This window comes from Pseudomonas sp. TH41, from assembly GCF_016650695.1.
Lineage (GTDB): Bacteria > Pseudomonadota > Gammaproteobacteria > Pseudomonadales > Pseudomonadaceae > Aquipseudomonas.
Genome location: NZ_JAEKFH010000005.1, coordinates 82,192 through 107,037 on the forward strand (window position 1 = coordinate 82,192; position 24,846 = coordinate 107,037).

Genomic DNA, 24,846 nt, shown 5'->3' on the forward strand with positions numbered 1-24,846 from the left:
CCATGAGTACGGCAACCCCCATACGCACCATGCAGGCCTTTCGCATGTTCGACTGGCACGACGGTGGACGCTTGTGCGAAGTGCCTGTGCCGATTCCCGGCCCCGGCGAAGTACGTCTGCGGGTTGGCGGCAATGGCCTCTGTCAGTCGGATCTGCATGCGCTGGACGATCTGTGCTGTTCGCCACCGCACCTGGATGTGAAGCTGCCGATGACCCTGGGTCATGAGATCGCCGGCTGGATTGACGCGCTCGGGCCGGGCGTCACCTGCTGGGCTGCCGGTCAAGCGTGCGCCGTGAGCATCCCCGGCTGTGGTCACTGCCGCGCCTGCATCGACGGCTGGAACAACTATTGCTCCACCTCGCGGCGTATCTATGGCGGCGGGTATGACGGCGGGCTCGCCGAATACGTTGTGGTTCATCAGGACTGTCTGGTGGATATCGGCAATCTCGAGCCTTGGAAAGCCGCGCCACTGACCGATGCCGGACTCAGCGCCTACCACGCGGTCAAACGCGTTGCACCGCTGCTGCAACCGGGCAGCAGCGTATTGGTGATTGGTGTCGGCGGACTGGGGCATATCGCTATCGCCACGCTTGGCGCGATCACGGCAGCCCAAGTCATCGCCATCGATACTCGCGTCGAAGCTCTGGGGCTGGCCGTCAGCCAAGGGGTGGATCGGGTGCTGGACGCCACCGACTTAACCCCTGAGTTGTTTCTCAAGCGCATCGGCCGGGTCGATGCGGTCCTGGATTTTGTCGGCAGCGGCGACACCTTGCGTCTGGCGGCCGGCGTGATTCGTCCCCTCGGGCACATCGTGGTGGTCGGGCGCGGGCACGGTGCGTTCGAGCTGTGCAATGGCTCGTTGCCCTATGGCGCGATGATCAGCACCACGTTCGGGGGCAGCAAATCCGAGCTGATCGAACTTATCGCGCTGGCCGCCACCGGCCGCCTGCCGATCCATCTGCACCGCCATCCCCTGGATGAAGTGCCGCAAGTCCTGCACAAACTGCGTCGCGGCGAAATCGTCGGACGTGCCGTCATAGTGCCCAATGAGACTTACCGATGACCCGCGAATACCTATCACCGGAACAGGAACTACAAGCCCGCCGCACGAGCACCCTGCAAATGGGCGGCGAGACAAAGCTCCAGGCACGACGCGACGCCGGCGTGCTCAATGCGCGTGAACGTCTTGATGGCCTGCTCGACCCGCAGTCGTTCAGCGAGATTGGCATGCTGGCCCACTCGTCCCGCCCCGAAGATCGGGACAGCACACCCGCCGACGGCAAGATCACCGGTTTTGGCCGCATCGACTCGCGCCGGGTGGCGGTCGTGTCCAACGACATGACGGTCAAAGGCGCTTCGTCGTCGTGGATCAACGCACGCAAAATCGCTTACATGAAGGAATGTGCCACCCGCAACGGTATGCCGCTGATCTTCCTCGGCGAGTCGTCGGGCCAGCGCATGCAGGATGCGATGGGCGCGGCCAGCATGGCCAGTGGTGGTCAGGACGCCCAGCAATACTGCCGGCGCCGTGAGAGCCCATGGGTCAGCGCAGTACTTGGGCCATGCTTCGGTTCGGCGAGTTGGTACTCGTGTTTGGCGGATTTCACTGTGATGCGCAAGGGCGCATTGCTCGCTGTCTCCAGCCCGAAGGTCACCTCCGTGGCGATCGGCGAGTCATCAGATAACGAAGAGCTCGGTGGCTGGCGCATGCATTCTGAAATCACCGGCTTGGCGGACATGGTGGTCAACAATGACCAGGAAGCGTTGACCGCCATTCGGCGTTTTCTCAGCTACCTGCCCTCACACTCGAATGAAACGCCTCCGGTATTGCCCTGCGAACCCAAGGATCGCCCGGATGCGTCGGGACCTGAAAGCATCGTCCCGAACGAGCGCAGCAAAACCTACGACATGCGCAAGCTGCTCGCCACGCTGGTGGATCGCGACAGCCTGTTTCCACTTAAAGACCGCTTCGGGCGCTCGGTGGTCACTGCCCTCGCCCGCCTGGAAGGCGCCAGCGTCGGCATCGTTGCCTCCAACCCTCAATTCAAGGGCGGAGCGCTGGACGCCGATGCCTGCCGCAAAGCCAGCGGCTTCATCGCCCTGTGCGACTCGTTCAACATTCCGCTGGTCTTTCTGGTCGATACGCCGGGGTTTCTCGTCGGTATTGAAGGCGAGAAACGCGCCGCTCCGGCCCACATCATGAACATGATTCACGCCGTACAACTGTGCTCGGTGCCGAAAATTTCGGTGGTTGTACGCAAGAGTTTCGGTCAGGCCTATCTGAATTTTGGTGGAGGTCGCAACAGTGATCAGTCGGCCGCGTGGAGCATGGCGGATGTCAGTTTCGTCGACCCTGGCGTGGCGGTCAGCGTCGTGCATAGCGTGACCCGCGAGAGTGATCCGGAGCGTTATGACCAGCTGCATGCCGAGTTCGCAAAAGACACGTCGGCCTTCGCACTGGCGGGTGCGATGGGCACCCACGAAGTGATCGCACCGGGCGAAACCCGGCGCTTTCTCGTAGAGGCATTGGCGGCGCAGCGACGCGCGATCAATAACGGCATCGGACGCCACGAAATGCGCACTTGGCCGACCTACTTTTGACCGTACAAGCCATTTAATGATCAATGACATGTGGCGGGTTCACTCCATGCTGAATCACGCCACCTGAATCTCAAGGAGCTGTCATGAACGTTTTAATCGTGCATGCCCACCCCGAGCCAAAATCCTTTACCACTGCGCTGCGCGACCGAGCGGTGGAGACCTTGCAAGCGCAAGGACATCAGGTCCAGGTCTCGGACCTGTACGCAATGAATTGGAACCCGGTGGCCAGTGCCGAGGATTTCTCCGCCAGGGAAAACCCTGAGTACCTCGTTTACGCGCTTGAGCAACGACGCAGCAGCAAAGAACAGACGCTCGCCGCCGATATACAACAAGAGCTGGACAAGCTGTTGTGGGCGGACTTGCTGATCCTCAACTTCCCGATTTACTGGTTCTCGACACCGGCCATTCTCAAGGGCTGGATTGATCGGGTACTGGTGTCCGGCATCTGCTATGGCGGCAAGCGCTTCTATGATCAAGGGGGACTGCGAGGCAAAAAAGCACTGGTGACGGTGACACTCGGTGGACGTGAACACATGTTCGGCGAAGGCGCCATCCACGGTCCTTTGGAAGATATGTTGCGTCCGCTGCTGCGTGGGACGTTGGCGTATGTCGGGCTGGAGGTCTTGCAGCCTTTCGTTGGCTGGCATGTTCCCTACATCAGTCACTCGGCTCGAGAGGCGTTTTTGCAAAGCTATCGACAACGACTGGAGAACATTGGTGAAGATCAGCCAATGGAGTACCCGCGTCTGACTCAGTTCGATGACCGTCTCTATCCGCTGGCGTAAAGAACCGGCGCTCAATGAGCTGCGTGAACGCCTCGCCGGGCAGCGGGGCCGAGAAGAAATTGCCTTGTCCGATCTCGTAGCCCTGGGCCTTGAGAATGTCACGCTGGATGGCACTCTCAATGCCTTCCGCCACCACTTGCAGGGAAAGCCCCTTGCCGATGCCGATGACGGATTCGCTCAAGGCTCGGCAGGACGTGTCGTATTCCAGATCGTCGACAAAACTCTTGTCCAGCTTCAGCTCGCTGATGGGCAGATGGCGCAAATACCCCAGGCTGGAATAGCCTGTGCCGAAATCATCGATGGCCAGACGCACACCCAGCGCATGCAGATCTCGAATGGTTTTTTCGGTCCCCAGACTTTTGCACAGCATGACGCCCTCGGTCACTTCCACGCACAAGTCGGCGGGTTGCAAGCCACATCGCTGCAACTGGCCGGCAATCAATCCTGCCAGGTCGAGGTTGTGAAAGTTGATGGGCGACAGGTTGATCGACATGGACGGGATCACCCCTCCTTGTTGTCGCCACGCGCAGAGCTGCTCGCAGGCCTCTTTCAGCACCCATTGGCTCAGCTCATTGATCAACCCGCACTCCTCGGCAAGCGGAATGAATTGCGTTGGCGAGATGTTGCCCAGCGTTGGATGCGTCCAGCGTGACAGCGCCTCAACACCGACCAGGCGCCCGCTGTTGAGATCGATTTGTGGTTGATAGAACAATCGAAGGCTATCGCTGGCCAAGGCGTTGCGCAGTGCCGTTTCCAGCACCAATCGGCCTTGAGCGATCCGGTTCATCTCTTCAACAAAGAAACTGAAGCCGCCGCGCTCAGTCCGTTTGGCCTGGTACATCGCAATGTCAGCACGGTGCAGCAGGCTCTCCATGTCTTGACCATCCGCCGGGAACAAGCTGATGCCAATGCTGGCCGAAACGACGACAGAGGTGCCCGCCACCGTCGCCGGCCGACTCAGCAGTGTCAACAGCCGCTCAAGAAACGTCGTGATCTGTGTCGCGTTCATTCGTGGCAGTACCAACACGAACTCGTCACCGGACAGACGCCCGACCAGGTCGGACTCTCTAAGCACGCTGCGCAGCCGTTGCGCCATGACGCGCAGTAACTCGTCCCCGCAGGCATGCCCTAACGCATCATTGATTTGCTTGAAGCGGTCCAGATCGATAAACAGCACGGCAAGCTCGGCCTGCTCTCGAGCCATTTCGACAAGGCTGCGCTGCGCCTGGGCAAGCAAGAACGTGCGATTTGGCAAGCCAGTCAATGCATCGTAAAACGCCATTCTTCGGATGGATTGACGTGCTTCCTCACGTTCAAGCGCCAACATGCACAGGTGCGTGCCCGCCGTCACCAGGTGCGCATGCAGGGGATCGGGTCCACGGCTTTCCCTGAAATACAGGGCAAACGTCGCGGCGATTCGTCCTGCGCTGTTGCGCACAGGCAGGGACCAACAGGCCTGCAAACCCGATTTTTGCGCCAGGTACTTGTACTCGGCCCAGAGCGGGTCGTTATTGATGTCCGTCACCAGAACCGGCTCGCCTCGATAGGCCGCCGTACCGCAGGAACCCGCCGCGGGGCCGATTGATAATCCTTCGATGGCCCTGGAGTAATCCGTCGGCAAGCCAGGGCTGGCCAAGGGGTGCAGAATCCCGTGCAGGTCCACGCTCAGGATCGAAACAATGACTTCGGGGGCAATGCGTTCAATCTCATGGCACAACAGGGTCAGCACACTCTCCAGTGATTCCTCTTTTAGCAACGCGCCGATGACCTTGTCCTGTAACACCTCATGCAGTTTTGACTGGGTAATGTCAGTCAAAACGATCACGATGTTTTCGATCTGTCCCTGAGCATCGAACACCGGCGTCGAGGACACATGCACCCATAGCCGCTGGCCGTTACGTTTACTGATCAGTGCACTGAACTCATGAGGCTGGCCACCGAGAATTCTTTCCAGCCCAGGCTCCGCAGGTGCTTCTGCCCGTGCGTCTGACACAAAAAACATCATCGGTGATTGACCTATCACCTCTTCGCGGGAATACCCCAGCAACCGAACAAGCCCGTCATTCACGTAAATAAGGTGAGCCTGCGTGTCGACGATGCACGTCGCCGAACGGGTAGCATTGACCGACATCGATAGCAACCGGTGCTCGATGTCTTGCAAGCGCACTTGCGTGACATCCTTGAGGAAAGCCGCGTACAGGGTTCGGTCCGGCAAGGCGATTTTCGACACCGACATGACGCCCCTGCGCTCCTGACCATCCTTGCGCACGATCCGGACATCCCGACTGATCCCTGCAACTTTATGGGCTCCACCCTCGCCGTTTGCACTGACAAAATCATCAGGGTGCAGGCTCAGGGCCTGGGGAACCACAGAACTGACATCACTGCCCAGCACGTCAATTCGCGAACACCCCCAAAATCGCTCGGCAGCGGCATTGAAAAACACCACGCAGTTGTGATCGTCCACGACCACCACGGCATCGATCGCCTGCTCCAGCGTTTGTACGAAAAAGCTTTCCGCCTGGTCGCCACTCGTCAGCTCGACGCTTGTGTTCATTGTTGCCACTTTTATCCATGCAACCACTGCTTTTCGTCCTTAAAAGCCCGTGGAGCGCCATAAGACCCCTCGTTACCGGAAGGGACCTATCATCGATAGCAACTTTTGATACCCGCTTTTGACGCTGAACTGCCCCATTTCACCGGCTAACCCACAGGATCACGAGAGCATCCGGTTAGACACACAGGATAGTCTCGAAGTGGCGAGCGCACGAAAAACAGGGGGAAGATTCCGATGAGGCGGGGCATGCCGTTGCCCACACCCCGGGCAGATGCTGCACGGGGTGGCATACATGTGTGATGCCAGGCAGGCGTGAATACCTCAGTCGCCTCGCAGAATCAGCGCATGCGCACCGTCCCATTCGGCGAAGACTTTTTGCCCGCAGTGCACGCCAAGCCGGTTGTAATCGGCATGGGGTTTCTGCACCTGCAGTTCGAGCCCGTCGCTGGCTTCGAGGTAGATGTTAACCATCGAGCCGATGAACTCTTCACCGACGACGGTGCAGGTCAGTCGGTTGCGCCGGACCGGCTGCGCGGTCAGGTCGATATGCTCGGCGCTGACACAGACAGTGACTCGCTCTCCGGGGACCACCGATTTACCCTCCGGCAGCCGCGCCAGGAATTCACCGTGCTCCGAATCGAAGCGAACCAATCCAGCATCGTCGAAGCCGACGACCGAGCCGCAGAGGATGTTTTTGCCGCCAACGAACTCGGCGACGAAGCGGTTGTGAGGTTCAAGAAAAATCTCCTGCGGCGCGCCGATCTGTTCAACCCGGCCCCGACTCATGATCACCACTCGATCGGCCATTGCAAACGCTTCGGATTGACTGTGAGTGACGTAGACGAAGGTGATGCCCAGGTCTTTTTGCAGTCCGGTCAGCACGCCTTGCATGCGCACGCTCAGATGAGCATCGAGCGCGCTCAGTGGCTCGTCGAGTAGCAGGATCGGCGGTTCGGTGACCAACGAACGCGCCAATGCCACCCGCTGGCGTTGCCCCCCGGAAAGCAGACTGATATCGCGCGTGGCGAACTCCTCCAATCCGAGCCGCTCAAGCCAGTGCAGCGCCTTTTTGCGCCGCTCGGCCTTGGCCATTCCGCGCATTCGCAGGCCGAACTCGACATTTTCCACGACGTCAAGAAACGGGAACAGCGCCAGGTTTTGCCACACCAATGGCGTCTCTCGCTCCCAGGAGCAGAGGTCATTGATGCGCTCACCGTTAAGACGAATTTCACCCTCGCTGGGTTTATCGAGGCCCGCGAGCATGCGCAGCGTTGTGGTCTTGCCGCATCCGCTCGATCCCATGATCGCGACGAACTCACCTTTGTAAATTTCCAGGTTCATACGCTCGACAGCCTGGTAGCTGCCGAAGTGCTTGACCACGTTGTCGAATACCACCAGCGGTTGAGTCATGGCTGAATCCTTCGTGTCCGGATGATTGTCAGGGTGGTATCAGGCACTCGCGGGCTTACGCCGCCGCATCAACAGCAGCTGCGCGAGGGTCACCAGGGTCATGGTCGTGATGAAGACGATCGTGCCGATCGCGTTGATAGTCGGGCTCACCTGGCCTTGCAGGGTATTGAGGATGCGTACGGGGACGGTCTCGTTAAGTCCCGACACGAACCAGGCGACGGCGAACTCATCGAAGGAAACGGCCATGGTCACGAACAGCGCAGCGAAAATGCTGGGCGCAGTGAATGGCAGGATCACATAACGCATGGCCTTCCACTGATTGGCACCAAGGTTCCAGGCCGCCGCCTCGATGTTCGGGTCCATCTGCGCCAGGCGCATCCTGATGACCGCCATCGCAAACGGTGCACACATCACGATGTGGCTGATCATGACCGCATAAATTTCGCCGGAAAGCCCGACCCGCGACAGGAAAGCCAGCATTGCCAGCCCCATGATCACCACCGGAATGGTGGGCGGCAGCAGCGCGAGCGCCATGTAGATCGACTTGCCGAAGAACTGGTAACGGAAGTCGGTATACGCCGCCGTGAATCCGAGCAGCGTCGATACCAACGACACGACCACCCCTACCGTGAGGCTGTTCCTGAAGGCTTGCCAGACCGCCGGGTCGGCCGCGATCGTCTCGTACCAGTGCAGGCTGAAACCGCCCAGCGGCAAGGACGGAAAACGGTCGATGTTGAACGAGAACACGAAGCTGCCGGCAATGGGCGTAAAGATGAAGATGAACACCAGTACGACAAAGCTGCGCAGCAAGAAGTTAATCAGACGATGCTCGTTCATGCGCGCCTCCGGTAAGCGAATCGAACTGCGCCAAAGGCCGCGATGAGCAGCGTCACGATCATCATCGTTGCGATCACCGCCGCGCGTGGCCATTGCTGACCGGACTTGGTGGTATCAGTGATCAGGGTGCTCAAGGTCGGCGGCTGGCCTCCGCCCAGATAGAGCGGACTGACGAAGTCGCCGAAGGTCAGAATGAAGCAGAACAGCGCCGCGACAACGATGCCGATCCGCGCCGACGGCACGACCACCAGGAACACTGTTCGCAATCGTCCGCAGCCAAGGTTATGCGCGGCCTCGATCAACGAGCGATCGATGTACATCAGGCTGAAGAGTTGAAGCAGCACCACCAATGGCAGGCACAGCGTGAAGTAGCCAACATAGGTGCCGAACGCCGTGTTCAGCATCGCCAATGGCTCCAGCCCGAGTTGACCCAGCGCGGAATTGAAGATCCCGTTATCGCTGAGGAACACCTGCCATGAATAGGTGCGAACCAGGTAGCTGGTGAAAAACGGCGTGATCAGCAGCAACACCAGCAACTGCTTTACCGACTCGCGAAACTTGAAGGCGATCGAATAGGCACAGGGAAAAGCCACCATGCTGACCAGTACGGTGGCCCCCGCCGCCATGGCAAGGGTGTGGACGTAGGCATCCCAAAAGAAGCCGCGACTGAGCATGTAGCTCCAGTTCAGCCACTCAAACGTCGGCACCATCCGGAAGTTGCGCACGACCCAGAAGCTGATCGCGACCAGGAATGCCAGCGGGAATACAAAGAAGATCAACTGCCAGATCAGGATCGGCATCGAGAAACTGAGGCCGTACCAGGGCAGACGCCATACCTTTTTGTGGCCTCGCTGCCGCATCAATAGCTTGGCAGTAGCGTTGTCAGTCAGTACCGGCGGTGAAGTCTTTAACTTGTCTGTCATCATTGCGACCACCTCCACGCGTCTCGTCAAGCACCCTTGTATTGCGACCAGAAGTCGTTCCACTCCTCCAGGTTCTGCTGGACCGGAAGCTCGCGGTACTTGATACGGCCGTCGCGGATATCATCCATGACGTTGCGCTGACCGAGCACCATGCCTTGACGCTTCGCTTCGGCGGGATCGGTTCGGTTCAGCAGTTCCCAACCTTTTTTGCTCGGGATAAGTGCTGGGTAGGCGGCCATTTTCGCCGACTTGACCTGGCCTTCCGGTGAGGTGATGTACTGGATGAACTTCTTCGCCAGATCCGGGCTGTGTGCTTTTCGGGCGATGCAGTAAGACTCCGTCCATTGCAACCCGCCCTCCTGCGGCAGCACGGTTTTTACCGGCGCGCCGGCACGCTGCAGGACCCCGGTGATCCAGTCACCGATGCCACACATGGCATGGACCTGACCGTTTTTCAGCGAAGAAAAGGTTCCGCCGTAGTCAAAGAAACCACCGATCTGCGGACGTAGACTCATCATCTTCTGCTGCACGGTTTGCCAGTGCGCAGCATCGATGTCATAGGGACGCGCATTGCCATTGAGCAAGCTGATCTGCCCAAGGTTCGGCAGGTGCCAGTCGAAGTGTCCGACCTTGCCCTTGAGGCTTTCATCCCAGAACAGGTCGTAGCTGCGCACCTTGGCTTCGGGCACGAGTTGCGTGTTGTAAGCGATGCCGAGAAAGCCGAAGCGGATCAGGACCGAGTAGAGCTTGTCCCCTTGCCAGTGGCCGGGGAAATGCTGGAACTCGGGGTAGAAGTCATCGAAGGGGTAGTCAGCCGGGTCAAGCTGCTCGATGTAGTCGGCGGCATTGAGTTGCTGCACATATTCGGCGTCGGACAGGATCAGATCGAAGGTGCCGGGCGGCGATTGCGAGATCAGCCCCAGCATGTTGTCCCCACCGGTGTAGTACTTGGCCCGGACCTTGACGCCGTACTTGCGCTCGAAATCGGCGACGATGTCCGGCTCCGCGTGCCCGGCCCATGCCAGGATCACCAGCTCTTTTTCCGCTGCGGCAAAGCTTCTCAAGGGCAGGACGCCGGAAAGCGCTGCGGTGCCTGCCAGGATGCTGGTGGTCTTGAGGAAGGTACGGCGTGAAAGGTCGATGCGATTATTCATTATTGTCTCTCCTGGGTGATGGAAAGTGCCTCTGTCCGTTTCATCCTTTTGCTGTTGCTTCCTGCTACTGCGCTGCCAATTCCACGCATCATTGGCTGGCTGAATCCATTGCAGCAGGTTGCCATCACCCATTTTTGTACGCGTCCGACCTGAAGTTTGTCAGATCCGACTCACGGCCCGTCTCACTCAAAAGCGGCGCCCCTTAATCCGATAACCGGACAGAAATGACAAATCAGAGGGTGTTTTGTCATTTACGGGTCGGATTTAGACAAATCGCCGCCCTCCCCCTCTGATCGAATTGATCTACGCGCCGCCTTCGATTCCAGCAGTCCAGAGGGTCGGTCAGATAATCACTTCCAAAGGATGTTCAGATGAACAACAGCGTCGTTATTGGAGAACTCACCTGGCCAGAGTATGCAGAGAAGGTCGCGACCGGCTGCCCGATTTTTCTGCCAGTTGGCGCACTTGAACAGCATGGACATCACATGTGCATGGAGGTCGATGTCCTGCTGCCTACCGCGATATGTAAATCGGTAGCACAGAATGTCAGTGGCCTGGTTTTGCCTGCACTCGCCTACGGCTACAAGTCTCAGCAGAAATCAGGAGGCGGCAACCACTTTCCTGGAACGACCAGTCTCGACGGCGCCACGCTGACCCACACCGTGCAGGACATCATCAGAGAGCTTGCACGCCATGGCGCACGCAAACTGGTGATGATGAATGGTCACTATGAAAACTCGATGTTCATTGTCGAGGGCATAGACCTTGCGCTTAGAGAACTTCGCTACGGTGGCATCACTGACTTCAAGGTTGTCGTGCTGTCGTATTGGGACTTTATCAACGATCCCGCCGTTATCGAAAAGCTGTACCCCGATGGATTCCTCGGTTGGGATATCGAACATGGCGGTATTTTCGAGACCTCCCTGATGCTGGCCCTTCACCCTGACAAGGTCGATCTGAGTCGTGCGGTTGACCACCCTCCCGCCACCTTCCCGCCTTATGACGTCTTCCCCATCATCCCGGAGCGCACGCCCGCCTGCGGAACACTGTCATCCCCGAAAGGCTCCAGCCGGGAGAAAGGCGAACTGATTCTTGAAGTGTGCATCTCGGGCATCAGCGCCGCCGTGCGAGAGGCTTTTGATCTGGAGTAGGAGCGAGCTTGCTCGCGATGGACGTCAACGATAACGCGTGCTTTCTGAATAAATGCGTCGCTCTCAAGACCATCGCGAGCAAGCTCGCTCCTACACAATTTCCAGCCTGCCGTTAACCCTCCAAAACATAATAAAAAGGGTAAGTCTTATGTCCAGCAGCTCAACCTTGGCCCCAGGCCTCAAGCAACGTCACGTCACCATGTTGTCCATTGCCGGGGCCATCGGCGCCGGCCTGTTCATCGGCTCAGGGCACGCCATCGCTTCTGCGGGACCCGCCGCCATCCTGGCGTACATTTTTTCCGGCACCCTTGTGGTATTGGTCATGCGCATGCTGGGAGAAATGGCCGTAGCGTCGCCGGACACAGGGTCATTTTCGACCTATGCGGAACGCGCGATGGGACGTAGCGCCGGCTTCACCATCGGCTGGCTGTATTGGTGGTTCTGGGTGCTGGTCATTCCTATTGAAGCCATCGCCGCTGCGGCTATTTTGCATGCCTGGTTTCCCGCCATTCAAACGTGGGAGTTTGCGATAGCGGTCACCGGCCTGCTGACGTTAACGAACCTGTTCAGTGTCGCTCGTTACGGCGAGTTCGAATTCTGGTTCGCCATGCTCAAGGTCATTGCGGTACTGGGCTTTATCGCGCTAGGCGCGCTTGCCCTGGCGGGTGTGTTACCTGATACGACGGTGAGTGGTGTCGTTCAATTGAGCAACGAATTTGGTGGTTTCATGCCCAATGGCATGACCGCCGTTGTTGGCGCGATGCTCACCACCGTGTTCAGCTTCATGGGCACAGAAATCGTCACCATCGCCGCTGCCGAATCTCAGAACCCCTCCAAACAAATCACCCGTGCGACAAACTCCGTCGTCTGGCGCATGGGGATTTTCTATATCGTCTCGGTGTTCCTCATCATCTCCATCGTCCCTTGGAACGACCCGATGCTGATGGAGGTCGGCTCTTATCAGAGAGCGCTTGAGTTGATGAACATTCCGCACGCGAAAATGATCGTAGATATCGTCGTGCTGATTGCGGTAGCCAGCTGCCTTAACTCAGCCATCTATACGGCCTCACGCATGGTTTACTCGCTGAGCAAACGCGGGGACGGACCTCAAGTGCTTCAGAAGACGTCGTCTTCAGGGGTGCCCTATATCGCGGTGCTGGCCAGCACAGCGGTGGGTTTCCTGACCACGGCACTTAATTATTTTGCACCCAACGAAGTCTTCTCCTTCCTCCTGGCCAGCTCAGGCGCCGTTGCCCTGCTGGTGTATCTGGCCATTGCCGTTTCGCAACTGGTACTTCGCAAAAAAATGAACGCTTCGGGACAGCCGATCGCCTTCAAGATGTGGTTTTACCCTTGGCTCAGCTACCTGGTTATTTTCTGCATCTTGAGCATCCTGGTGGTCATGCTGATTTTGCCGGAGCATCGCATGGAAGTTATTGCTACGGGTGCGCTCACACTGTCGATCGTCTGTATGGGGGCCATTTTTAACGCCAGGAAGAGCTCCGTGCAGGAAGCCGGATTGGCGTAAACCTATAAACGCTCGACTCTACATTGACCTGCCACGCCAACGATTAACCGTTCACCTCTTTCCGGCCCGCTTCCCACGATGAGCGGGCCGGTTTTTTTTGCCCCTGCCCTCTTCCGCCTCAATATGCCTATTCGTCGGGCGCTCGGTGTAAGATCCAAAGGCCCGAAAGCATAGTTATCAATCATAAAAACGAGATGATGTTGCCTCTGTCGGCAGCTTGCCGCAGAGCGCGTCACTGACACAGTTGAGGAGCGGTAATGATGGCGAAACTCCACGCGGCGAAACCCGCCGCAGGACGTTCGGCTAATGAACAACGGCCGGTAAAAACCGTAGGCTTTCTGATCATTCCCAACTTCACCACCATCGGCTTCGCCTCCGCGGTGGAAACCCTGCGCATGGCCAACATGGCAGCGCGCCGACCGATGTTCCGCACGGTCATCATCGCAGCCAGCCTGGACCCGGTCACCGCCAGCAACGGCATGCGCATCCTGCCCGACTACGCCATCACCGAAGCCCCCAAGCTCGACATACTGTTCGTTGTCGGATCAAACCCGATCGTCTCCAATCACAGCAGTCGACCGTTGCTCAATTGGCTACGCAAGCTGGCGCATGATCAGGTGCCGCTCGGCGGAATTTGCACGGGCAGCCATTTGTTGGCGCGTGCCGATTTGCTCAAGGGCTATCGCTGCACAATTCACTGGGAAGACATCGAAGCGCTGAAGGAACGTTTCCCGGGCATCATTATTTCCAACCAGCTGTTCGAGCTTGATCGTGATCGCTACACCTGTTCCGGGGGCGTCGCCTCGATGGACATGACCCTGCAGTTGATTGCCCGGGAACCGGGTGGTCGAGACATCGCAGCCCATGCGGCCGAGTTGTTGTTGTGTGATCGGGTCCGTGGCGCGCAAGAGCAGCAGCGTGTGCCATTGCGCCAGAAGCTGGGCACTTCTCAGCCCAAGCTCAGCCAGATGGTGGCAATCATGGAGGCTAATCTCGAGGAGCCGGTGGGCCTGGAGGAGCTGGCTCGGTTGAACGAGGTATCGGTGCGACAACTGGAACGCCTGTTTCACAAACACCTGCAACGTACGCCGAGCCAGTACTACCTGGAGTTGCGCCTTTCACGGGCGCGGCAATTGCTGCTGCGCAGCGAGTCGCAAGTACGTGATATCGCCCTCGCCTGCGGCTTCGTTTCACCGGCGCACTTCTCAAAATGCTACAGCCGTTTCTTTGGTGTATCGCCCATTGGAGAGCGTAAGAAAGTGGCTGCGGTGCATTGATCCAATATTGATGTTGGCTGGACTGGCCTCTTCGCGAGCAAGCCCGCTCCCACAGTTGACCGAGTTGTCCAGGCGGACGCGGTTTAATGTGGGAGCGGGCTTGCTCGCGAAGGCGTCCGTGAGATCGCCGAGTGCTGCTCAGTCCTGCAACGCTTTATGCGCCGTTTCGCGGCTCGCCAGCATGGCAATCAATGCCACCGCCGCTGCCGCCAGCAGGTACCAGGCCGGGGCCATTTTGTTGCCGGTCATTTGAATCAGCCAGGTCGCGATAAACGGCGCGGTGCCGCCGAACACCGCATTGGCGATATTGAAGCTGAACGCAAAACCACTGAAGCGTACGCGGGTGGGGAATATCTCGGCGAGGAAGCACGGCAAGGTACCGTCGTTCATGGCCAGGATGGCGCCAAAGGCTATCTGAATCATCAGAATCACAATCAGCGGCTGATTCTCCAGCAGGCCGAACAGTGGAAATGTCAGCGCCAGAAACAGTACCGAAGCGGTCAGCAACATAGTCTTGCGCCCGAACCGGTCCGACAGTTTGCCCATCAGGAAAATCAACCCGATATAGGTCGCCAGCGACACCGTCGACGCCAGGAACGAATCGCTCTCGCTCATGCCCATTTCGGTGGACAGGTAGGTTGGCATGTAGCTGAGCAACAGGTAAAACGCCACAGCATTCAGGCAGGTCACGCCGATCCCGATCATCACGCTGCGCCGGTGCACGGTCAGCAATTCGCGAACCGGCGCGTGGGTCGCGCACTCCTTGGCTTCCAGTCGTTTTTCCATCTCCAGGAACTTGGGCGTGTCCTGCAAACTCATGCGGATATAGCGCCCCACCAGCCCGAACGGCGCCGCTAACAGAAAGGGTAAGCGCCAGCCCCAGGTGTGCAGGTCCTCAACATTCATCCAAGAATGCAGGCCAGCCACAAACACTGCGCCAAATAACAAGCCGGCTGCCGTGCTCGCCGGGACAATGCTGGTATACAAGCCCCGCTTACCCTCAGGGGCATACTCGGCGAGAAAGGCCGATGCCCCGGCGTATTCACCTGACGCGGAAAAGCCCTGGAACAAGCGAATCAGCAACAACAAGGCGGGCGCCCACAGTCCGATATGGTTGTACGTCGGCAGGATGCCGATGCAGAAGGTCGAAATCGACATAATCAGAATCGACCAGGACAACGCACTGCGTCGCCCGTATTTGTCACCGAAGTGCCCCCAGACCAGTCCCCCCAGCGGGCGGACGATAAAGGACAGCGCGAACACCGCGAATGTCGCCAGCAGTGCGGTCGCCTTATCGGTTTGCGGAAAAAACGTCATTGCGATGACGGTTGCCAGATAGCCATAGGCGGCATAGTCGAACCACTCGACGAAATTGCCCATGAAGCTGGCGCTGGCAGCACGCCGCAGGGCTTTGCGCTCGGACGTCTGTTCGAGTTGCTGTGCCAGGTTCAGGTTCAGGCGTGCGCTTTGGGTGCTCATTGGGCACCTCCGGTGGTAGAGGTGCGTGGAGTGAGATAAGAAGTCGGGACGTTGAACATGACAAAACCCTCTATTGTTTTACTTGGCAGGGTTAAGGGTTTGTAGGAGCTGCCGAAGGCTGCGATCTTTTGATCTTGATCTTAAAATCAAAAGATCGCAGCCTTCGGCAGCTCCTACAGGGGGAGATTTTTCGCCTCATCAATGTAAAGCGCCGCACAGGTGCACTGTGCGGCGCGTCATCATCACTTTTTGATGATGTTGTGTTCCGGGCCATACGGGAATTTGGTGATGTTTTCACCGCCCTGTTCGTTAACGATCAGTATGTCGTGTTCACGATAGCCGCCTGCACCCGGAAGGCCTTCAGGCAGCATGATCATCGGTTCAATGGACACCACCATCCCGGGTTCCAGTACGGTGTCGATGTCTTCGCGCAATTCCAGCCCGGCTTCGCGGCCATAGTAGTGGCTCAGCGTACCGAACGAGTGGCCGTAGCCGAAGGTGCGGTATTGCAGCAGATCGTGTTCCAGGAAGATCTCGTTCAATTGCAGGGCGATATCGCAGCAGCGCATGCCCGGTTTGATCAGTTTCAGACCGGCCTCGTGCACTTTGACGTTAACCTCCCACAAGCGCAGGTGCTCGTCGGAACAGTGATCCAGGAACAAGGTACGTTCCAGCGCGGTGTAGTAACCGGCGATCATCGGGAAGCAATTGAGGCTAAGGATGTCGCCCTTGTTGACCTTGCGCGACGTCACCGGATTATGGGCACCGTCGGTGTTGATCCCGGACTGGAACCAGGTCCAGGTGTCCATCAGTTCGGAGTCCGGGAACGTGCGGGCAATCTCGCGCACCATGGCCTGGGTGGCGTGCAAGGCCACCTCATATTCTGGCACCTGATCACGCAGCGCTTCGACGATGGCGGCACCGCCGATGTCCGCTACACGGGCACCATGACGGATGATCGCGTGTTCTTCGGCGGACTTGATCATGCGCATGCGCATGCAGGGCGCGGCGATATCCACCAGTTCAGCCTGCGGATAGCGGCTGGCGAGTTTGTCGCGGTTAAGCAAATTCAGATGGTCGAACTCGATGCCGATACGCCCGGCCTTGGGCAAGGCTTGCTGGATCGCGACGAAATAGTTATCGCGCTGCCAGTCGGTGTAGACAATGTTTTCAGTGCCGACGGTACGGCGCCATGGCTGGCCGCCATCGATGTTGGCGCTGATGGTCACGGCGCTGTCCTGAGTCACGACCAACGCGTATTGGCGACCGAAGGAGCAGTAGAGGAAATCGCTGTAGTAATTGATGTTGTGATAGGACGTGAACACGGCCGCGTCGATATTGTTCTGCGCCAGGTAAGCCCGCAATTTCGCTTGGCGATTGGCGTATTCCTGAGCCGAGAACGTCGGGTTCACTTTTTCGCCGTTCTTGATCTGGATGGTTTTCGGCATTTGCATGTCATTTATCCTTGTCATTGTTTGAGCTACAGAAGGCGCCAATCTGGCGGGCCGCTGAAGATCATTCGAACAGATGCAAGGTGAGTTTTTTTGCGTGAATCCGACCTGTAGTTGGTCATATCCGCTGTTTGCGAAAGTGCCTCTCAGGGCCAATGTAGGAGCTGCCGCAGGCTGCGATCTTTTGATCCTGTTCTTAAAAAACAAAATCAAAAGATCGCAGCCTGCGGCAGCTCCTACAAGGAATGGGGTGTTACGGGTGACGATCCGACGGTGAGACCGGTACTTTTATTTCAGCATTGATGTTGCCTGACACGCCGCCATCACGGGCGAGTTCGCGCCCACATGCTCGCGAGGATGCGCGCCGAAGTACTGGCGATAGCAGCGAAAGAAATGTTGCAGCGAGACGAATCCGCACTCGCGAGCGACATCCGACAGGGGTTGTTCACCGGCCCGCAACAACTGACGCGCCTGCTGTAGACGCAAGTCCAGATAGTGTCTGGAGGGTGAACACCCCAGACTGCGTTTGAACAACCGCTCCAGATGCCGCCGAGAAATGCCCATGGCCTGGGCCAATTCGTCGATACCCAGCGTTCGGTCCAGGTGCTCATTCATTAATGCCAATGTCGCTTGAAGTTTCGCCGGGGCGTAAGGCATGGGCAGTAGCGGCCGGGCCTGGCGCGCTGCATGTTTTTCCATGCGCAGGATCAGGCCACGGCCATGGGTCCGGGCGAGCAGTTCGTGCATCAACCCTTGAACGGCCTGCGGGCCGACGCAGGTCAGGCGTTGGCGATCGACGCAGAACGGTGCCGCCACCGGCGTCAGCTCGCTGAAGGCCGCAAATGTCATTGAAGGGTCGGGCTCCGGCAGGCTGCAGCGAAAACCCTCCAGGGCGCCCATCTGCGCCAGCAGCCAACCGGCCTTGCCCAAAGCGCCGAGACTGACCGGCTGCATGGCCCAGTAGCGCAGCTGCTGTCGAACGCCAGGATGATCCGAGTCGGTAGGCAGGTTGTCGCCACCACAGAGGATTAACACATCAAGCGTTTGTGCGTGATCCAGTCGTGCAGTCGCCGTGGCGATGCCATTGCTGGCGTACAGTGGCTGGCCTTCCAGGCTGAGAATTTGCCACTGGCAAACACTGCGCCCCGCCAACTGATTGGCGAGGCGCAAGGGCTCCAGCGCATTGGCCAGGGCAAACAAATCGAAGGCTTCCATCAACCAGAAGCCAATGCGCAACACCGGCGGTTGTGGCCGGCCAGATTCAGTCAGTTGCAGCATGTCGCGCATCGCGCAGGGTGCCCGACTCCACGCTTGAACAGGTCAAAACCACTGATAGCCATCGTTGATCTCCGCGCCGCTTCAAAGTTGTCGGGAACTCGTCCGATTGTCGGCGTCAGGGATCATCAAGGCGTGTCAGATATCGACTCCTGATTGTTCGCCACTGCCGATGGCGAGCGGGAGGTGTTGCGTGAGGCGTGGTGCCAACTGCAGACAAAACTACCCCAGTTGAGCCTGAATCTTTTCCACCACGCTGCGCATCGCTGGCAAGTAGCGGCGAGCGGCTTCCTCAACAGGCATCGCCTTGGCGATGTAAACCAGGTTAAGGCAACCCATCAAACGTGCCTCATGGGTGATCGGAATCGCAATGGCGGCGATCTTGCGTTCCTCTCCCCAATGCGAATTATTTTCGCCATAACCCTTGCTGAGCGTGTGCTCCACCAACCGTTCGACAAATCGGTGATCCGCGGCAAACGTCGATTGTTCGTCTTCGCGACTGATCATCAGCTCAATCAGCTCCTCTCGCTCCGCAGGTGGGCAAAACGCAAAATACGCGCGCCCGGTCGCGGTCATGAGCAACGGCAGACGCCGGCCGACCATGGAGCGGTGAAACGACAGCCGGCTGAAACGATGAGTGGTCTCGCGAATAACCATGGCATCACCGTCCAGTGTGCACAGGTCGGTCGGCCAAACGACCTGCTGCAATAACTCACCGAGCAAGGGTGCGGCGATGGAGGAGATCCATTGTTCATCGCGAAAGCCTTCGCTGAGTTCGCGCACTTTCAACGTCAGCCGATAACTGTCATCCGACTCGCTACGCCGTACATAGCCCTCAGCCTGCAAGGTCTCCAGCAACCGTCGAACCGTGGTGCGGTGCAATCCGCTCTGCTCGGCCAGTTGCGCGGTGCTGGCCCCGCCATCAAAGCGGTTCAAACCATTGATCAGTGCCAGACCGCGCATCAGACCGCGCACGGCTTTGTATTCGGTCTCGCTCATGGACAGATCCTTTATTGTTGAAAATCAATCATGTGCACTCAGTGCACATTAACAAGGGTTGTCGTTGTCGACCAGTCCCGTGATTTCCATACTGCGCCCAACAAGAAATCCAAAAGCGCTGTACGGAGATACCCATGAGTTCTGCACCCACGCCTGCCACATTGGACCTGACCACCGACGTTGCCATCGTCGGCGCCGGCCCTGTCGGTTTGATGATTGCCAATTACCTGGGCCAATGTGGTGTAAACGTCACCTTGGTGGAAAAGCTCGACAGCCTGATCGACTACCCCCGCGCCATCGGTCTGGACGACGAGAGCCTGCGTACTTTCCAGGCTGTCGGTCTGGCCGACGCCGTGCTGCCGCACACCACACCCTGGCACGCCATGCGTTTCCTGACGCCCAAGGGTCGCTGCTTTGCCGACATACAGCCCAAGACCGATGAGTTCGGCTGGTCGCGACGCAATGCCTTCATCCAGCCCTTGGCCGACCGCGTACTGTTCGAAGGCTTGCAGCGTTTTGACAACGTCAACGTACTGTTCGGCCGTGAGCTCGAAGGCTTCGAACAAAGCGACAGCGCGGTGGTGCTCAACCTCAAGGATCAGAACGGCCGCGGCGAGCGCCTGCATGCCCGGTACTTGATCGGCTGCGACGGTGGCAACAGTCTGGTGCGGCGCAGCCTGAACATCAGTTTCGAAGGCAAGACCGCACCTAATCAGTGGATCGTCGTCGACATTGCCAACGACCCGCTGAGCACGCCCCATGTTTACCTGTGCTGCGACCCGGTGCGCCCTTACGTTTCAGCCGCCCTGCCCCACGGCGTGCGCCGTTTCGAATTCATGGTCATGCCCGGCGAGACCGAAACCGAGCTGAGCAAGCCCGAAAACATGCGCAAGCTGTTGGCCAAGGTGCTGCCGAATCCGGATCGCATCGAACTGATCCGCAGCCGTGTCTACACCCATAATGCCCGCTTGGCCGGCAAGTTCCGTGAAGGTCGGGTGCTGCTGGCCGGCGATGCCGCGCACATCATGCCGGTCTGGCAGGGCCAGGGTTACAACAGCGGCATGCGCGACGCCTCCAACCTGGCCTGGAAACTGTCGCTGGTGATCAAAGGCCTGGCCGCCGACAGCCTGCTCGACAGCTACGAACAGGAACGCCGTGACCACGCGAAGGCGATGATTGACCTGTCTGTGTTGGCCGGTCACGTGTTGGCACCGCCAAAACGCTGGCAAGGCACCTTGCGTGATGGCCTGTCGTGGCTGCTCAACTATGTACCACCCATCAAACGCTATTTCGTGGAAATGCGCTTCAAGCCGATGCCGCAATACGGTCAGGGCGCCTTGATCGTACCCAGGGAAAAAGGCTCACCCGTGGGCAAGATGTTCATTCAGCCGCGGGTACTGACCGAAGCTGGCGACACCGTGTTGCTGGATGAGGTGATCGGCGAGCGCTTCGCGATTATCGCCTGGGGCTGCGACCCGACCTGGGGCCTGACAGCGGCACAAATCGAGCAATGGCAAACACTGGGCACACGCTTTATCCAGGTACTGCCAGACGTTCAGCTCAAAGCCGCCAGTGACGTCAGCCAGGGTGTGATCCGCGTCGGCGACAGCACCGGCCGTCTCAAGGAATGGTTCGCCCGTGGTTCGGCGTCCATCGCCCTGGTGCGCCCGGACCGCTTCCTCGCCGGCCTGGCCATTCCGCAAACCGTCGGCCAGGCCTGTGACGAATTGGCTCGGGCAATCAATGCATTGCCGCAACCTGCCGTGACGATCATTGCCAGCAAGGTGGCCTGACATGAGCGCTTATTTGCACTGCTTGTCTCACACGCCGCTGGTGGGCTACGTCGACCCGACACCTGAAGTGTTGGCCGAGGTCGACGACATGATCGCCGCGGCCCGTGAGCGCATCGCCCGCTTCGAGCCGGAGCTGATCGTGCTCTTCGGCCCTGACCACTACAACGGCTTTTTCTATGACGTGATGCCGGCCTTCTGTATCGGCATGGCGGCTCACGCCATCGGCGATTTCGACACCGCCGCCGGCCCCTTGGACGTGCCCAAAGCACTGGCCGAATCCTGCGCTCAAGCTGTCCTGGATGCCGGTGTCGACGCTGCCGTTTCCTATCGCATGCAGGTTGACCACGCGTTCGCCCAGCCGCTGGAGTTGTTGCTTGGCGGCTTGCAAGGCTGCCCGGTGATTCCGGTGTTCATCAATTCGGTCGCCGTGCCATTGCCCGGCTTCAAGCGTGCTCGCTTGCTCGGTGACGCGATTGGCCAGTGGGCGCAATCGCTGAACAAGCGGGTACTGTTCCTGGCTTCCGGTGGCTTGTCCCACCAACCCCCCGTACCGGAACTGGCCAAGGTCGATTCACGCATGGCCGATCGCCTGATGGGCAGCGGTCGCCAGTTACCCGCCGATGAGCGACAGGCGCGCCAGCAACGCGTCATCCAGGCTGCTCGGGATTTCGTTGAAGACCAACACAGTCTGCACCCGCTCAATCCCGCCTGGGATCAGCAGTTTCTCGACACCCTCGAACAGGGCCGCCTGAGCGACCTCGATGCCTTGGGCAATGACGAGCTATCGGCACTGGCCGGCAAATCCACTCACGAAGTGAAAACCTGGGTCGCCGCGTTCGCGGCCCTTTCCGCCTTCGGCCCTTATCAGACCGAAGGGCGCTACTACCGTCCGATTCCCGAATGGATTGCAGGCTTCGCCGCCCTTGGCGCCCAGCCGCTGAACAACAACCACTGAATCCGAGGAACACTGCCATGACTGCCACTGCGCCAGCTTTCACCGAAGCCTCTACCAGCCGTTTTGTCGACATCAGCGAAGGCGAGTTGAAGCTGCGACTGCATTACAACGACGTGGGTCAGGGAGCCGAAACCGTGGTCATGCTCCACGGTTCCGGACCCGGTGCCAGCGGTTGGGCCAACTTCCATCGCAACATCGAACCGTTGGTGGCCGCCGGTTACCGAGTGATCCTGATGGATTGCCCGGGCTGGAGCAAAAGTGACCCGATCGTTTGCGACAGCTCGCGTTCAGACCTCAACGCCCGTGCCCTCAAGGGGCTGGTTGATGCATTGGATCTGGACCGCGTACACATCATCGGCAACTCCATGGGCGGCCACAGTACCGTAGCCTTCGCCCTCGCCTACCCTCAGCGCATCGGCAAACTGGTACTGATGGGCGGCGGCACCGGCGGCCCAAGCGCCTTCGTGCCACAACCCACCGAAGGCATCAAGCTGATCGGCGCGCTGTACCGCGAACCGACCATTGAAAACCTGAAGAAGATGATGAACGTCTTCGTCTTCGACGCCAGCAGTCTGACCGAAGAGTTATTCCAGACACGCCTGGACAACATTCTTGCGCGCCGCGATCACCTGGAAAACTTCGTCAAAAGCAGCACCCTCAATCCCAAGCAGTTCCCGGATTTCAGCCACCGCTTGCACGAAATCAAGGCCCGGACCCTCCTCGTCTGGGGCCGCGAGGACCGCTTCGTGCCCATGGACACTGGCTTGCGCCTGCTGGCCGGCCTGCCCGACGCACAACTGCACGTATTCAACCGCTGCGGCCACTGGGCCCAGTGGGAACACGCCGAGACGTTCAACCGTATGGTCCTGGATTTCCTGACCCACTGATCACCGAGGCTGACATGACCCCTATTCAAGACACGCTGGAACAGCTCGCCGCGAATCTGCGCCGGGCCGAAGCCCACGGTGAGGCCATCGCCCCGCTGCGCGAACAGATCGGCGAAGACAACGCCGAGGCCGCTTACACCATTCAGCGCCTCAACGTCGCCCACGGTGTGGCCAGCGGCCGTCGCGTGGTTGGCCGCAAGATCGGCCTGACCAATCCCAAGGTCCAGGCGCAATTGGGCGTCGACCAACCGGACTTCGGCACCCTGTTCGCCGACATGTGCTACGGCGATAACGAAACCGTGCCGGTGGGCCGCGTGCTGCAACCGAAGATCGAAGCCGAAATTGCGCTGATTCTGGAGCGTGATCTACCGCGAGCCGACACCACGTTTGCCGACGTCATGGCGGCTACCGGTTGGGTCGTGCCGGCGCTGGAAATCGTCGGCAGTCGGGTGCAGGCCTGGAACATTCGCTTCGTCGATACCGTGGCGGACAACGCCTCCAGCGGCTGCTTCGTGCTCGGTGGCCCGGCCCGTCGTCTTGATGGCCTGGACCTGCGTCAGGCCAGCATGCGCATGACCCGCAACGGTGAAGACGTGTCCAGCGGCAGCGGTGCCGAATGCCTCGGCCATCCCCTCAATGCGGCGGTATGGCTGGCGCGCACCATGGCCCGCCTGGGTGATCCGCTACGAGCGGGCGACATCATTCTGACCGGGGCACTCGGGCCGATGGTGGCGGTCGCCGCCGGTGATCGGTTCGAGGCCGAGATCGAAGGCATTGGTCGGGTTGGTATTGGGTTCACCGCCGAGTGATCGGCGACTTGCGTGCAAACGAGGCAATCACAATGAACAAAAAACTCAAAGTCGCCATCGTCGGTTCCGGCAACATCGGCACCGACCTGATGATCAAGATCCTGCGTAACGCCAAACACCTGGAAATCGCGGTCATGGTCGGCATTGACCCGGCCTCCGACGGCTTGGCCCGGGCCCTGCGCATGGGCGTGGCCACCACCCATGAAGGCGTCGAAGGCCTGACCCGTATGGAGGTGTTCAAGGACATCGACTTCGTGTTCGACGCCACCTCGGCCGGTGCCCATGTGAAGAACGATGCGTTCCTGCGCTCGATCAAACCTGGCATTCGCCTGATCGACCTGACCCCGGCCGCCATCGGTCCGTATTGCGTACCGGTGGTTAACCTCGAGCAGAACCTCGGCCAACTCAACGTCAACATGGTCACCTGCGGTGGCCAGGCGACGATCCCGATGGTCGCCGCCGTCTCGCGCGTGGCCAAGGTGCACTACGCCGAAATCGTTGCCTCGATTGCCAGCAAATCGGCCGGTCCCGGCACCCGTGCCAACATCGACGAGTTCACCGAAACCACCTCCAAAGCCATCGAGGTGATCGGCGGTGCCGCCAAGGGCAAGGCGATCATCGTGATGAACCCGGCCGAGCCGCCGCTGATGATGCGCGACACCGTGTTCGTGTTGTCCGAAGCGGCCGACCAGGCTGAGGTCGAGGCCTCGATTGTCGAGATGGCCGCCGCCGTGCAGGCCTATGTGCCGGGCTATCGCCTGAAGCAAAAAGTCCAGTTCGACGTCATCCCGGAGGACGCGCCGCTGAACATTCCCGGCCTCGGCAAATTCTCCGGGCTCAAGACCTCGGTGTTCCTCGAAGTCGAAGGCGCCGCCCATTACCTGCCGGCCTACGCCGGTAATCTCGACATCATGACCTCCGCTGCCTTGGCCACCGCCGAGCGCATGGCGCAGTCGATGCTGAACGCCTGAGGA

The 24,846-nt window shown here is 59.1% G+C and carries 19 protein-coding genes and 1 pseudogene; 11 read left to right on the top strand and 9 right to left on the bottom strand.

Annotation, left to right across the window (positions count from 1 at the left end; genetic code table 11):
- The first annotated feature begins 2 nt into the window (after positions 1-2).
- The 3 genes from JFU37_RS18885 to JFU37_RS18895 all read left to right on the top strand — a co-directional run bounded on the left by JFU37_RS18885 (position 3) and on the right by JFU37_RS18895 (position 3,387).
- Positions 3-1,064: an alcohol dehydrogenase catalytic domain-containing protein gene (locus JFU37_RS18885; RefSeq protein WP_201117307.1), complete on the top strand. Its 1,062-nt coding sequence runs from the start codon at positions 3-5 to the stop codon at positions 1,062-1,064.
- A complete protein-coding gene (locus tag JFU37_RS18890) occupies positions 1,061-2,602 on the top strand; it encodes an acyl-CoA carboxylase subunit beta (protein ID WP_201117310.1) in 1,542 nt (513 codons plus the stop codon). The genes JFU37_RS18885 and JFU37_RS18890 overlap by 4 nt, the downstream gene beginning before the upstream one ends.
- 83 nt (positions 2,603-2,685) lie before the next feature.
- Entirely contained in the window at positions 2,686-3,387 is a 702-nt protein-coding gene (locus JFU37_RS18895; protein WP_201117312.1) for an NAD(P)H-dependent oxidoreductase, read from the top strand.
- A 55-nt stretch (positions 3,388-3,442) separates the two neighbouring features.
- On the opposite strand, the pseudogene JFU37_RS18900 reads toward JFU37_RS18895, so the two are convergent.
- The 5 genes and pseudogenes from JFU37_RS18900 to JFU37_RS18920 all read right to left on the bottom strand — a co-directional run.
- A pseudogene (locus JFU37_RS18900) lies at positions 3,443-5,944 on the bottom strand (EAL domain-containing protein); the annotation flags it as partial.
- A 321-nt stretch (positions 5,945-6,265) separates the two neighbouring features.
- A complete protein-coding gene (locus tag JFU37_RS18905; protein ID WP_201117315.1) occupies positions 6,266-7,354 on the bottom strand; it encodes an ABC transporter ATP-binding protein in 1,089 nt (362 codons plus the stop codon).
- Positions 7,355-7,393: 39 nt separating this feature from the next.
- The gene (locus JFU37_RS18910) at positions 7,394-8,191 is read right to left on the bottom strand and encodes an ABC transporter permease (RefSeq protein ID WP_201117317.1); all 798 of its coding nucleotides are present in this window, start codon (positions 8,189-8,191) and stop codon (positions 7,394-7,396) included.
- Positions 8,188-9,117, bottom strand: a complete 930-nt coding sequence (locus tag JFU37_RS18915) for an ABC transporter permease (RefSeq protein WP_201117319.1) — start codon at positions 9,115-9,117, stop codon at positions 8,188-8,190. Before JFU37_RS18915 ends, JFU37_RS18910 begins: the two co-directional genes overlap by 4 nt.
- A gap of 23 nt (positions 9,118-9,140) precedes the next feature.
- Positions 9,141-10,268, bottom strand: a complete 1,128-nt coding sequence (locus JFU37_RS18920) for an extracellular solute-binding protein (RefSeq protein ID WP_201117321.1) — start codon at positions 10,266-10,268, stop codon at positions 9,141-9,143.
- A 371-nt stretch (positions 10,269-10,639) separates the two neighbouring features.
- Here JFU37_RS18920 and JFU37_RS18925 point away from each other — a divergent pair, with 371 nt between their 5' ends.
- From JFU37_RS18925 to JFU37_RS18935, 3 genes are all read left to right on the top strand, one after another.
- Complete coding sequence (locus tag JFU37_RS18925; RefSeq protein ID WP_201117323.1) at positions 10,640-11,419, top strand: creatininase; 780 nt, start codon at positions 10,640-10,642, stop codon at positions 11,417-11,419.
- A gap of 148 nt (positions 11,420-11,567) precedes the next feature.
- Complete coding sequence (gene gabP, locus JFU37_RS18930; RefSeq protein ID WP_201117327.1) at positions 11,568-12,947, top strand: GABA permease; 1,380 nt, start codon at positions 11,568-11,570, stop codon at positions 12,945-12,947.
- A gap of 260 nt (positions 12,948-13,207) precedes the next feature.
- Positions 13,208-14,224, top strand: coding sequence for a GlxA family transcriptional regulator (locus JFU37_RS18935; RefSeq protein WP_201119472.1), 1,017 nt, complete (start codon positions 13,208-13,210; stop codon positions 14,222-14,224).
- Between the two features lie 138 nt (positions 14,225-14,362).
- Here the strand turns inward: JFU37_RS18935 and JFU37_RS18940 are convergent, their stop codons facing one another.
- The 4 genes from JFU37_RS18940 to JFU37_RS18955 form a co-directional block, all read right to left on the bottom strand.
- Positions 14,363-15,703: an MFS transporter gene (locus JFU37_RS18940; RefSeq protein WP_201117328.1), complete on the bottom strand. Its 1,341-nt coding sequence runs from the start codon at positions 15,701-15,703 to the stop codon at positions 14,363-14,365.
- Positions 15,704-15,945: 242 nt separating this feature from the next.
- Positions 15,946-17,157 (bottom strand): M24 family metallopeptidase, encoded by a 1,212-nt coding sequence (locus tag JFU37_RS18945; RefSeq protein WP_201117331.1) that lies wholly within the window; start codon positions 17,155-17,157, stop codon positions 15,946-15,948.
- 285 nt (positions 17,158-17,442) lie between these two features.
- Positions 17,443-18,432, bottom strand: a complete 990-nt coding sequence (locus tag JFU37_RS18950) for a GlxA family transcriptional regulator (protein WP_201117333.1) — start codon at positions 18,430-18,432, stop codon at positions 17,443-17,445.
- A gap of 219 nt (positions 18,433-18,651) precedes the next feature.
- Positions 18,652-19,428, bottom strand: a complete 777-nt coding sequence (locus JFU37_RS18955) for a DNA-binding transcriptional regulator (RefSeq protein WP_201117334.1) — start codon at positions 19,426-19,428, stop codon at positions 18,652-18,654.
- A gap of 134 nt (positions 19,429-19,562) precedes the next feature.
- Between JFU37_RS18955 and JFU37_RS18960 the strand changes: the two genes are divergently transcribed.
- From JFU37_RS18960 to JFU37_RS18980, 5 genes are read left to right on the top strand one after another with little or no spacing between them, the layout of a single operon-like run.
- Positions 19,563-21,221, top strand: a complete 1,659-nt coding sequence (locus JFU37_RS18960; protein ID WP_201117335.1) for a bifunctional 3-(3-hydroxy-phenyl)propionate/3-hydroxycinnamic acid hydroxylase — start codon at positions 19,563-19,565, stop codon at positions 21,219-21,221.
- Position 21,222: 1 nt separating this feature from the next.
- Positions 21,223-22,176: a 3-carboxyethylcatechol 2,3-dioxygenase gene (gene mhpB / locus JFU37_RS18965; protein WP_201117336.1), complete on the top strand. Its 954-nt coding sequence runs from the start codon at positions 21,223-21,225 to the stop codon at positions 22,174-22,176.
- Positions 22,177-22,193: 17 nt separating this feature from the next.
- On the top strand, positions 22,194-23,063 hold the full coding sequence (locus tag JFU37_RS18970; protein ID WP_201117337.1) for an alpha/beta fold hydrolase: 870 nt from the start codon (positions 22,194-22,196) through the stop codon (positions 23,061-23,063).
- A 14-nt stretch (positions 23,064-23,077) separates the two neighbouring features.
- Positions 23,078-23,872: a 2-keto-4-pentenoate hydratase gene (gene mhpD, locus JFU37_RS18975; RefSeq protein ID WP_201117338.1), complete on the top strand. Its 795-nt coding sequence runs from the start codon at positions 23,078-23,080 to the stop codon at positions 23,870-23,872.
- A 32-nt stretch (positions 23,873-23,904) separates the two neighbouring features.
- The gene (locus tag JFU37_RS18980) at positions 23,905-24,843 is read left to right on the top strand and encodes an acetaldehyde dehydrogenase (acetylating) (protein ID WP_201117340.1); all 939 of its coding nucleotides are present in this window, start codon (positions 23,905-23,907) and stop codon (positions 24,841-24,843) included.
- Positions 24,844-24,846: the final 3 nt, after the last annotated feature.